General features: G+C 60.5%; 10 protein-coding genes and 3 pseudogenes. 4 read left to right on the plus strand and 9 right to left on the minus strand.

Annotated features, from left to right (window positions below):
* Positions 1–111 (plus strand): annotated as a pseudogene (locus EWH12_RS22535) (IS630 family transposase); the annotation flags it as partial.
* A 178-nt stretch (positions 112–289) separates the two neighbouring features.
* Here the strand turns inward: EWH12_RS22535 and EWH12_RS20640 are convergent.
* From EWH12_RS20640 to ectA, 7 genes are all read right to left on the minus strand, one after another.
* Positions 290–1,633 (minus strand): MFS transporter, encoded by a 1,344-nt coding sequence (locus tag EWH12_RS20640; protein WP_066608618.1) that lies wholly within the window; start codon positions 1,631–1,633, stop codon positions 290–292.
* On the minus strand, positions 1,630–2,859 hold the full coding sequence (locus tag EWH12_RS20645) for an MFS transporter (RefSeq protein ID WP_129927681.1): 1,230 nt from the start codon (positions 2,857–2,859) through the stop codon (positions 1,630–1,632). The genes EWH12_RS20640 and EWH12_RS20645 overlap by 4 nt, the downstream gene beginning before the upstream one ends.
* 20 nt (positions 2,860–2,879) lie before the next feature.
* Positions 2,880–4,322, minus strand: coding sequence for an aspartate kinase (locus EWH12_RS20650; RefSeq protein ID WP_129927682.1), 1,443 nt, complete (start codon positions 4,320–4,322; stop codon positions 2,880–2,882).
* Positions 4,319–5,239, minus strand: a complete 921-nt coding sequence (gene thpD, locus EWH12_RS20655) for an ectoine hydroxylase (protein WP_066608611.1) — start codon at positions 5,237–5,239, stop codon at positions 4,319–4,321. Before thpD ends, EWH12_RS20650 begins: the two co-directional genes overlap by 4 nt.
* A gap of 85 nt (positions 5,240–5,324) precedes the next feature.
* Complete coding sequence (locus EWH12_RS20660; protein WP_066608608.1) at positions 5,325–5,738, minus strand: ectoine synthase; 414 nt, start codon at positions 5,736–5,738, stop codon at positions 5,325–5,327.
* Positions 5,739–5,752: 14 nt separating this feature from the next.
* The gene (ectB, locus tag EWH12_RS20665; RefSeq protein WP_129927683.1) at positions 5,753–7,063 is read right to left on the minus strand and encodes a diaminobutyrate--2-oxoglutarate transaminase; all 1,311 of its coding nucleotides are present in this window, start codon (positions 7,061–7,063) and stop codon (positions 5,753–5,755) included.
* A 15-nt stretch (positions 7,064–7,078) separates the two neighbouring features.
* The gene (gene ectA, locus EWH12_RS20670) at positions 7,079–7,570 is read right to left on the minus strand and encodes a diaminobutyrate acetyltransferase (protein WP_082679218.1); all 492 of its coding nucleotides are present in this window, start codon (positions 7,568–7,570) and stop codon (positions 7,079–7,081) included.
* A gap of 266 nt (positions 7,571–7,836) precedes the next feature.
* Here ectA and EWH12_RS20675 point away from each other — a divergent pair, with 266 nt between their 5' ends.
* Both EWH12_RS20675 and nhaA read left to right on the plus strand, forming a co-directional pair.
* Complete coding sequence (locus EWH12_RS20675; RefSeq protein ID WP_207212460.1) at positions 7,837–8,325, plus strand: MarR family winged helix-turn-helix transcriptional regulator; 489 nt, start codon at positions 7,837–7,839, stop codon at positions 8,323–8,325.
* A 140-nt stretch (positions 8,326–8,465) separates the two neighbouring features.
* The gene (nhaA, locus tag EWH12_RS20680) at positions 8,466–9,668 is read left to right on the plus strand and encodes a Na+/H+ antiporter NhaA (protein ID WP_066608600.1); all 1,203 of its coding nucleotides are present in this window, start codon (positions 8,466–8,468) and stop codon (positions 9,666–9,668) included.
* Between the two features lie 21 nt (positions 9,669–9,689).
* Here the strand turns inward: nhaA and EWH12_RS22380 are convergent, their stop codons facing one another.
* Positions 9,690–9,845: a hypothetical protein gene (locus EWH12_RS22380; RefSeq protein ID WP_165363678.1), complete on the minus strand. Its 156-nt coding sequence runs from the start codon at positions 9,843–9,845 to the stop codon at positions 9,690–9,692.
* Between the two features lie 8 nt (positions 9,846–9,853).
* On the opposite strand from EWH12_RS22380, the pseudogene EWH12_RS20685 reads away from it, so the two are divergent.
* Positions 9,854–10,468, plus strand: a pseudogene (locus tag EWH12_RS20685) (YncE family protein); the annotation flags it as partial.
* On the opposite strand, the pseudogene EWH12_RS20690 reads toward EWH12_RS20685, so the two are convergent.
* A pseudogene (locus tag EWH12_RS20690) lies at positions 10,393–10,887 on the minus strand (glycoside hydrolase family protein); the annotation flags it as partial. The pseudogenes EWH12_RS20685 and EWH12_RS20690 sit on opposite strands and share 76 nt — an antisense overlap.
* Between the last annotated feature and the right edge of the window lie 127 nt (positions 10,888–11,014).

An 11,014-nucleotide genomic window follows, 5' to 3' on the forward strand; every position in this document is an offset into this window, starting at 1 on the left:
GGCGAGCGAACCGTCAGCGGGCTTTGGGGCCTGATAGGAAAGCTCGTCGATATCTTCCAGCCCGACGAATGCGCCAATTACTTCAAATCGTGCGGATATGAACCGGAATGAGTGGAAACCGCTCTAATCAGAATAGGCTTTGGCTGGTCCCAAGCGAAGCGGGCTGGATCAGAAATGCTTTCGCCTTCATCCAGCCCCACAAATCCGTTACGATCAATAGGCCAGCCCTGTCGCCTTGGTTAAAGGCCGACTTTTGCCCTTTTTCGACCCCTGTCAGAAAGAGATCGGCTCATGTGTTGGCCCTCCGAAAGACATTCTCACGAAGCGACCGCCCGGCCGTCTCAGGCATGAACCGAAGCGCGACGAGGCCCACGAGACAGGCGAGCATCATGTAGAAGGCCGGCATCAATTCATCGCCGGTTGCGCCGATCAGACTGCTACTGATAGCAGGGGCTGTCCCGCCAAATATCGAAGTCGACATATTATAGGCGATCGCAAAGCCCGCAAATCGAACCGGTGTGGGGAAAAGGGCCGGAAAAGTCGCAGAAATGGTCGCCAGTTGCGGGACATAGAGCAGTCCAAGCAACACGAACCCTAAAATCGCTCCGACAAGTCCCGTCGCCATCAGCATGTAGAGCGGAACCACCGCCAGTAGCAGGCCGACCAACGATAGCCGCCACATCGGGCGACGGCCGATCCGGTCTGACAGATGACCTGCAAAAGGCAAAAAGAGCATCATGAAAAGCATACCGATGATCGGCACGAGCAGCGCTTCATCGGAAGACAGGCCGATACGCCGCTGCAAATAGGTCGGCATATAGCTGAGCAGTGTATAGTTGACGACATTGAGCGCCACCACCAAGCCACTGACAACCATCATCGGTCGCCAGTGTTCGCGCACCAGTGTTTTGAGCGCTGGCGAACCGCTACCATCGGCGGCCTGTTCGCGAAAGACCGGCGTGTCCTCCATTTTCGAACGCAGATACATGCCGATCAGGCCCATGGGCGCGGCCACCAGAAACGGAATCCGCCAGCCCCAGTCATGCATCACCGCGTCGCCCAGCAGGAGTGAGAAGCCGAGCATCAGCACGGCACCGAACGAAAAGCCGGCCAGCGTTCCGAATTCCAGGAAGCTGCCATAGAAACCGCGCCGGTCGTCTGGCGCATATTCGGCCATAAATGTCGCTGCGCCGCCATATTCACCACCGGTCGAAAATCCCTGCACCATACGCAGCGCGATCAGCATCGCGGGCGCCCCCCAGCCTATCTGCGCATAGGAAGGAATCAGTCCGACCGCGAGGGTAGCCCCCGACATCAGCAAGATGGTGAGGGCCAAGACCGACTTGCGCCCCAACCGATCCCCCATCGGTCCCCAAAACAGCCCGCCCAGTGGTCGCACAATGAAGGAAATGGCGAAGGTCGCCAGTGCAAACAACACAGCGTCATCCACATTGCCGGGGAAAAGCGCTGCCGAGATATAGGTTACACCATAGGCATATATGCCATAGTCAAACCATTCGGTTGCATTGCCCAGCGCAGAAGCCGTGATGGCGCGCCGCAAAGTGGCCCTGTCGGCCATGGCTCTATCGGCTTCGGCCTCCGGGGCTGACAGGATTTTGGCGGAAGCGATCATGACAAATGTCCATCTGCGGTATTAGGGTCGAGCAGCGATGCCACCGGAGTGGTGCGCGGAACGATCTGAAAATCCTGTTGATCGGGCGCTGGAGGGGTGGCCATCTGGCGCCATAGACCGAAAACAACTGTGGCTCCGGCGCATAGGGCGATGAAGAAGAACATGCCGCCGCCGGGCGCAAGGCTCATCATTAACGCCGCGCCCAATGGACCGATCGCTGCGCCGACGGCATAGAGCAGCACCAACCGTCCGCTTGCCGCGATCCGCTCCGTCGTCAGCAGCCGATCGTTGCAATGGGCGACGCACAGGGGATAGAGGGCAAAGCTGAGGCCGCCGAACAGCGCGCCAAGCCCCAGCAATTGCGGCCCGCGCGACACCGGCATCGCCAACAACATGCACAAGGTGAGCGTCGCAGCGAAGCAACCCACGATTACGCGCCGTCGATCAAGACGGTCGGACAAGCGACCGAGCGGCCATTGCAGAGCCACCCCGCCCAGAATCACGACCATCATGAAGCTGGCGGTCGCGCCTAGATCCAGCCCCAGTCGCCGGACATGGACCGCAGCCATACCGTAGAAGGCGCCCAGCATCAGCCCCGTCGTCACAGCGCCAAAGGTGCCAAGGGGGGACGCGGCGTAGAGGGTGCGGATTGAGAAGGCCGGCGCCTCCATGGGCGTCGGCGCAGCGCTGCGGGTCAGACACAGCGGAATGATGGCCAAGGAAATGAGAAGGGAAGCCAACTGAAACGGCGCAGTCGGCTGCGCGCCGCTCGCCGCCAGCAGCAATTGTCCGACCGCCTGCCCCGAATAGAGCGCCACCATGTAGGCGGCCAGCACGCTGCCGCGCGTATGCGCTTCGGACCGGTCATTGAGCCAGCTTTCAAGACAGATGAACACGCCCGCCACACAGATGCCATCGACGAACCGGAGACAGGCCCAGAACAGCGGAAACCGAACCAGCGCATAGGCGAGCGTGCTGGCGGACAATAGGGATACGAAGGCGGCGAAGGCGCGGATATGCCCGACCTGGCGCACGATGCCGCCAGCGCGCAGGGCGCCGATCACCAGCCCCCCGAAATAGGCGGTGGCGACGGCGCCGATCGCCATGGTGCCCGCCCCTGCCCGTTCGAGCCGAAGGCTTATCAGCGTGGACAGGAAGCCGCTGCCCGCCATCAACATGAAGATGGCGAGCAGCAGGCTGCGAACAGGATGGATTGCGGCGAACATGGATGATGATGGAACGTGGTTCAGGCCGCGCGCCGATCCTCCGTGGCGTCAACTCCGCCCTCTATCAACGCGCGGTGAAGCGCGCGCACTGCGCGATCAAAATGGTTGATATCGACGATGAATTGCACATCGACGTTGCGAATCTGATGCTGCATCGCGATGATCGGCACATGTGCGGCCGCCAGAGCCTGAAACGCATCGGGCATAAGCCCTGGTCGTGATATATCGCTGCCGATGACCGACACGATCGCGATCGGTTGGGCCGATATGGCCGCATCGGGATAGCGCCCCTGAAGGTCGGCGATCACCCGCTTCACCGTCGCGGCATCGGCCGACAGATAATGGGTGATGGTGTTGGCGTTGGACGCCTTACTGACGATCCATGCGCCATGACGGGTCAGCGCCTCCAGAATGGCGGCGTCATAACCCTTAACTCCAACCATATCCTGCTCGAAAAACTGCAGCGCCTGCGCGTGGCGCACTCCCGTCACGATCTCAACGCGCGGCATGTCGGAGACGTAATCGCCGCAGATCAGCGTCCCGCCATCCTCCCTGTCGAAGGTGTTGCGCACACGCAGCGGAATGTCGGTCTGACGCAGCCCTCTGCCCGCGCCGGGGTGGATAGCCTCCATCCCAAGGTTCGCTAACTGGTCCGCCACATCGTAATTGGTGCGGCCGATCTTACGCGCCTTATCGGCGCCGACGAGGCGTGGATCAGCGCTCGACAGGTGAAACTCCTTGTGGATGATCGCCTCGGATGCGCCGGTCAAGACGGCGATGCGGGAAAATGTCATTTCAGAATAGCCGCGCGCATAGCGACGCACCATCCCTTCGCTGCACCCCGCATAGCCGGTGACGATCGGCAGGGTGTTACCAAGATCGATGGATGCGAAGGCCTGCACGATGCGATCGTCCAGTTCCCGCATGTCCTGCTGGTCCCACAAGGTGAGATCGACAAATTGGGCATTGACGCCGCGATCGCGCAGCAACAGCGCCGTCGAATGTGCGCTGTGCGCTTCGCCAAGACCCGCGAGCAACTCGCGCACCGTGACCAGCTGTTCCTTGACGCAGAACCGGCCATGGCTGCGCAGCCGCGCCAGATCATCGAGGCAGGCGGCGACGGCGTCTATGCGCATGTCGACAAAGGCGTTCGCCTCCGCCAGCCGGTCAGCCCGCACGAACATGGCCCTATTGCGATCCTGCATGGCGCCGCGCACCATTTCTATCGCCTCGCGCCAGCCATCGGCATCCTCATCGGCGACGAAGCGCGCATAAACGCCCGGCTCGCCGCTTTTCTTATGCTCCAGCAGCAGGTCGGTCATGCCGGCATAGGCCGACACCACGAAGATGCGATTATATAGGTCTGCATCCTTGCGCCCGCCGATCAGCACATTGTCGAATAATGTAGCGGTCGCGGCCATGGAGGTGCCGCCGATCTTTTCGACGCTATGAAAGTTGCTCATGCCAATGCTTCCTCCATCAGCGGCCCGCTGACCGGCGTGATGACATCCGGCTCGCCGCGCGCTGCTATGAAAGCGGGGCGCGGCCTGTCTACGCCGAAGGGCGCGATCAGCCGGTTCGACACCGCGTTATAGACCAGAAAAGCGTTGGCGCGCGGGAACGGCGTGATGTTGCCATTCGATCCGTGCATGATGTTGCAATCGAAGATCACGACCGATCCTGGCTTGCCTGTCGGCGCCACGATGCCGTGACGATGCGCCAGTTCCGCCAGGCTGTCCTCGTCGGGAACGCCATATTCCTGCTTTTTGAGCGACTGGCGATAATGGTCCTGCGGTGTTTCGCCCACGCAGGTCAGATATTGGCGATGCGATCCGGGAATCAGCATCAGCGGGCCATTATGCGGCGTGTTGTCCGCCAGCAGGACCGACATGGATAATGCCCGCATTCGCGGCATCCCGTCCTCGACATGCCATGTCTCGAAATCGCTGTGCCAATAGAATTCCTTGCCCTGGAATCCCGGTTTATAGTTGAGGCGCGACTGGTGTATGTAAACATCGTCGTCCAGCAGGAAGCGGGCGACCCCGGCTAGTCGCCGGTCGGCTGCCAGGCGCGCGATCACGCGGCTCTGGGCATGAATACGGAAGATGGACCGGACTTCCTTACTGCCTGGCTCGGCGATCACCGTTTCGGCTTCCAACGCATCGGGATCGCCCAGCAGCTTGCCTGCCTCGTTCTGTAGGAACATGACTTCATTGTCGGAAAACATGTCTTCCAGCACCAAATAGCCGTCACGCTCGAAGCGTTCCGCCTGTTCGCGCGTGATAGGCGAGTCCTGATGCCAATCGCTATGGACTACGGGATCAAGGCGCGGTAAAAATTCCGCCACGCTATCGTGGCGGGATGGGTAGAGGTCTTTCATGGGACTCCCCCTTTTCAGGTGATAGATGGTTTAATGCGATTTCTAATCAGATGGATTCATCTGAGGCCTGGGCAATCGCATAACATCAGTCGGCCAGCGCGTGTTCGCGCGGCGCACTTGTGTCGGCGGGATAGGCGCCCGTCTCATCATGTACTTCCTTGCCGGTCACCGGCGGGTTGAAGGTGCAGACGCACAGGATGTCGGTTTCCGGCCGCACGATATGCTGGTCATGAGCGTTAAGCGCGTACATGACGCCGGGCGCCAAACGATGCGTGACACCGCTGCCCAGATCCTCAATCGTGCCCTTGCCCTTAAGCACCAGCACCGCTTCCAGATGGTTCTGATAATGCATGTGCAGTTCCTTGCCAGCGTACATGGTGGTGACGTGGAAGGAGAAGCCCATATTGTCGTCCTTGAGCAACAGGCGGGCGCTCTCCCAGCCTTCGGACTTCACGTTGCGGTCGGACTTGCGGATATCCTGAAGTTTGCGAACGATCATTTGTCGTATCTCCTTTATTCTGCGGCGACGCCATAGGTGACGGCCAAGGCCGAGCGGACGCTTTGCTCAAGAATGTCGAGGCCGGCCGACAGGACCGAATCGTCGATCACGAGGGGTGCCAACACCTTGACGATTTCGTCATGCGCGCCGCTGGTTTCGATGATGAGTCCCTGCGCAAAGCAAGCGGCGGTGATGGTTTGCGCGATCTCGCCCGATCCGACATCAATACCGCGCATCATGCCGCGCCCACGAATGGACAGGCCATGTTCAGTCGCCATCGCTGCGAGCCGGCGCTCCAGCAACGCGCCGCGACGGGCGATATCCTGCTGAAAATTGCCGTCGCTCCAGAAATGCCGGAGCGTCGCAGTCGCAGTGACGAAGGCGTGGTTGTTGCCGCGAAAGGTGCCGTTATGCTCGCCGGGCGACCATTGGTCGAGCTCGGGGCGGAACAGGGTCAGCGCAAAGGGCAGGCCCATGCCCGACAGCGATTTGGCCATGGTGACGATATCGGGCGTAAAACCCATGCCTTCGAAGCTGAAGAAATTGCCGGTGCGACCGCAGCCCGCCTGAATATCATCGACGATCATCAACGCGCCGTGGCGCTTTGCGATGTCGGCGATCTGGCGTAGCCATCGGGGCGATGCGGCATTGAGACCACCTTCGCCCTGCACCGTCTCCACCAGAATGGCCGCCGGCGCGTCGAGGCCGCTCGACGGGTCCGAAAGGCGACGCTCCAACTGTTCGGCGGTGTCCACGCCGGGACCATGATAGCCATCATAGGGTTCATGGCTGACATGGTTCAAAGGCACGCCGGCGCCACCGCGTTTGGCGGCGTTGCCGGTGCAGGCCAGCGCGCCCAGCGTCATCCCATGAAAGCCGTTGGTGAAGGCGATCACCAGTTCGCGCCCCGTGATCTTGCGCGCCAGCTTGATCGCAGCCTCGACAGCATTGGTGCCGGTCGGTCCGGTGAACATGGCGCGATAGTCGAGGTCGCGGGGCGTAAGGATCACATCCTCCAGCGCGGCGAGGAAGTCCGCCTTGGCGTCGGTATGGAGATCAAGCCCATGGGTGATGCCATCGTTGACGATATAATCGACCAATGCGTTTTTCAGGACCGGATGATTATGGCCATAATTGAGGGTGGAACAGCCCGACAGGAAGTCGAGATAACGACCGCCCTGATTGTCATGCATCCACACGCCTTGCGCCTGGTTGAACTGGCGCGGCATGGCGCGCGCATAACTGCGCACGGCGGACTCGCGCCGTTCATAGATGGCGGTGTCGGGGATGGAGGCGGTCGCCTTGGGATAGATGTCGATGGTCATAGTGGTTGATCCCTCTTAGGAATGGGCCGGCGTCGGCAGCGGGCCGATGCATGTCTGCCACTCGGTGGCGTGAGCGCCGGCAAAATGGCGATTGCGCTCAAAGCGTGCGCTCTTGTCGATGGACGCGCCCCATCGCCGGGCCAACCCTTCGAACAGGCCCCAGGATGCGTGATTATCTTGTGTTATGGTCGTCGTCAGATGGGTGACGCCGGCCTGTTGTGGTCGCGCCAGCAAAGCTTCGATCATACGACCGGCAAGGCGCTGGCCCCGCGCGGCGGATGACACCGCCACTTGCCAGACGAAGAATTTGTCGGACGCAGCGGGTGGGCGATAACCCGACACCCAGCCCACCATTTCGCCGCCTCGCTCAGCGACGATGCAGCTATCGGCGAAGTCCGTGCATTGTAGCAGATTGCAATAGGCCGAATTGGTATCGAGCGGCGGGCAAGCCGCGATCAGTCCGCTGATGGCCGGCCCGTCGGTCGGGCGGGGCTTTCGAAGGTCAATGTCCTGCCCCTTGTTCTCTTGCGAACACGCAGAAGCCCGTGGCGGCTCGGCGGCCGCTGTAGCTTGGGAATCAAAGATTGTTTATCTCCCGAATTATATTTTGCTCAGGATGGCTGATGCATCCCGGCGAGATGGGCCGCTATATGCCCGGATGCCTCGAAAATTTCAACCCGGCCTACGAAATTATATTTCATTGTATGAAGGATTATGGCCGATGTCCTGAGACGGTTGGTTCCAAAGCCGCTTTCCAGCTATGGCGAAAAGCTATGGACTCTGAAATTTCCTCCCTCACTCTTCGGGCGTTACGACGCGTTCTGCGGGCCACCGAAATCGGTAGCCGTCAACTCGCCGCCACAACCGGGCTGACGCCTTCTCAAATGCTGGTATTGCGTGAGATCGACGTGCGTGGATTGACGACGCCATCGACTATCGCTCACGCTATGCAGTTCAGCCAGGCGACGATTACGGCAATCGTCGATCGCCTTGTCGCCCTGGGCTTCGTACAGCGCCAGCGCAGCGAAACGGACAAACGCCAATTTCGCCTCAGCCTGCTGCCAGAGGGGGTCAGGGCGCTGGCCGAGGCGCCGGACCCGCTTCAAAAGCGCTTTACCGATCGGTTCGATGCGCTGCCTGCATGGGAACGGGCGATGATTTTGGCTGCGACGGAACGGCTGGCCATGTTGATGGACGCGCAAAGTATCGATGCCGCGCCACTGCTCGATGGTGGTCGCATTGATCGCATCGAGCCGGATTGATATTTGGCGATGCGCCGGGTTGCGCAGGCGCATCGGGCTTGGCATAGCGCCCGTCGGGTGTTCGCCATGATGCAGGCGGGCAGGTTTGTGTCGTTGGTCGGGCCGCCAGCGTGCGACGTCCCTTGCCCGGAGTTTCCCTGATGGCCTTATCGCGCGCCAAGCCACTCAGCGCCCTGCGTCAGTTTCTCGAAGGTCAGGCCTCCGCCGGACTGGTGCTAATGGGTGCCGCCGTCATCGCCATGGTCGTCGCCAATTCGCCTGCGGCAGCGGATTACGAGCATGTGCTTCACAGCATGGTCGGACCGCTATCCTTTCATCATTGGGTGAATGATGGCCTTATGGCCATCTTCTTTCTGCTCGTCGGGCTGGAGATCAAGCGCGAAATCATGGACGGCCAGCTTTCTTCCTGGCCGCGCCGGATCTTGCCGGGCATCGCCGCGGCGGGGGGCATGGCCGTGCCAGCGCTTGTCTATCTTGCTTTCAACAGTGGCGCTACAGCCCGCGGCTGGGCGATCCCTGCCGCAACGGACATTGCCTTTGCGCTTGGCGTCATCGCGCTTCTGGGCAACCGCGTCCCCATATCTCTGCGAGTCTTCCTCACAGCGCTCGCGATCATTGACGATCTGGGCGCTGTCGTGATCATCGCCTTTTTCTATACGGCGCAAATCTCTTTGTTCGATCTTGGCGCGGCGGCGGTTATCACCTTGCTTCTGTTTGCGCTCAACCGGAGCGGCGTGCGCCGCCTTGCGCCCTATCTGCTCATTGGAGCCGTGCTGTGGATTTTCGTGCTGCGGTCGGGCATCCATGCCACTCTGGCGGGCGTGATACTGGCCTTTGCCATTCCGCTGCAAGGAACCCCAGGCAAGCCGGACGCCGATGAGCATAGTCCGCTCCATCGTCTCGAACATTGGCTGCATTTGCCTGTCGGATTCCTGATTGTGCCGATATTCGGCCTGGCCAATGCCGGCGTTCCGATATTGGGCCTCCAGCCAGAAGCTTTCACCGCGCCGGTCACGATCGGCGTGGGACTTGGGTTGTTGGTCGGAAAAGTCATCGGGGTGTTCGGCACGTCCATGATTGCGATTCGATTGGGAATCGCCGACATGCCCGCCCATGCCAGCCGCCTGCAACTCGCGGGTACCGCGCTGCTCTGTGGCATCGGCTTTACGATGAGCCTGTTCATTACGCTTCTCGCCTTTTCAAACGATCTGCTTCTTCAGGCAGAGGCCAAGATCGGCATTGTCGCAGGATCTCTGCTGGCGGGCTTGCTGGGCTATGCTTTGTTGAGGGTGGCGAAAGGCGAGAGATCGGAGGGTGCTGACGACAACCAATCGATCGTTTAAGCCCAACCAAACACACAGCCTTCAATCGGAGGCGTGATCCATTTTTACGCCAATCCCGGCACCTTCTACACCGCGCTCGGCAATATCGATTTCCGCGTCATGGACGGCAACCCCGCCGCCACGGCGATCCGTTTCCATTCCGCCCAGCATAGCTTCGTCAGCCCTGTCGATTTCCACATCGGATCCCCGCCAGCGACATCGCCGTCATTCCGGCGACGCCCACCGCTACCCATGATGGCGCGGCCACTGTGCTATCGATCAACTGGTGGAATAATGGCGAGTTCAAGGATCAGATCGACCCCGCCACCTATCAGTTCACCACCCTCGTCGAGATGTTCGCCCGCGATATGGCACGGCGCGACGCGCGGGATTATGTGCCATCCGACGGCAGCGTGGTCCTGCCCGCCTGGCGGGTTCTCGCGCAAGGGCCGGCGGACCATCGCGGCCTGCGCTTCTCGGACTCGCTCGACAGCTATGGCTTCATTCAGGGGCGGCCAGGCGAGCGTGTCTATGTCGCCAACGGCCAGGTCTTCGTCTACGCTGCCACTGGCAAGGAAATCGGCCGCATCGATGTGCCCGAACGTCCCTTGCAGATACCGTTCGGCGGGCCGGATCGACGCACCCTCTTCATCCTGTCTCATCATGGCGTGTATGTCGTGAAGTTGGATATGGAAGGCGCGGCAGATAATCGGTTCGTCCTGGCCTGCCCCACGCCTCGCGTGCCTCATGGGGCTGCGCTGTCTTTACCACTTTTCGCGACGAGCGGATTGATCGTCTGGATGGTGCCGTCTGGATTATAGCGCAACTCCGTCACTTTGACATTGCGAAGGCGGGTCTGCCCTGACAGCTGCGTATCGGCATAGAATAGCCACCAGCGGCCATTCCATTCGACGATTGAATGATGCGTCGTCCATCCTTCGACCGGCTCCAGGATGCGCCCCTTGTATGTGAACGGGCCATAGGGTGAATCGCCGATCGCATAGGCCAGATAATGGGTGTCGCCAGTCGAGTAGCTGAAATAATATTTACCCATATATTTATGCATCCAGGACGCCTCGAAGAAGCGGCGATCATGATCGCCGCCCAGCAACGGCTTGCCCTTCTCGTCCATGATCTGCACCGCTTTGGGCGTTTCGGTGAATTCCAGCATGTCGCCTGTCAGTTTGGCGACACGCGGCGCCAGTGCGAGCTTGTCGTCCTGGCCCAAATCGGTCTTCGACTATAGCGCGACGATCTGGATGAGAGGCGGGCGTCAATCAGGATGAGAACAGATTGTCGCGACTGTTCCTGTTTGGCTGTGTTGATTGACGCTGGCAAGAGCTATTGGGCGGGTTGATTGTCGCGGA

Source organism: Sphingobium cupriresistens, assembly GCF_004152865.1.
Taxonomy (GTDB): Bacteria; Pseudomonadota; Alphaproteobacteria; order Sphingomonadales; family Sphingomonadaceae; genus Sphingobium; species Sphingobium cupriresistens.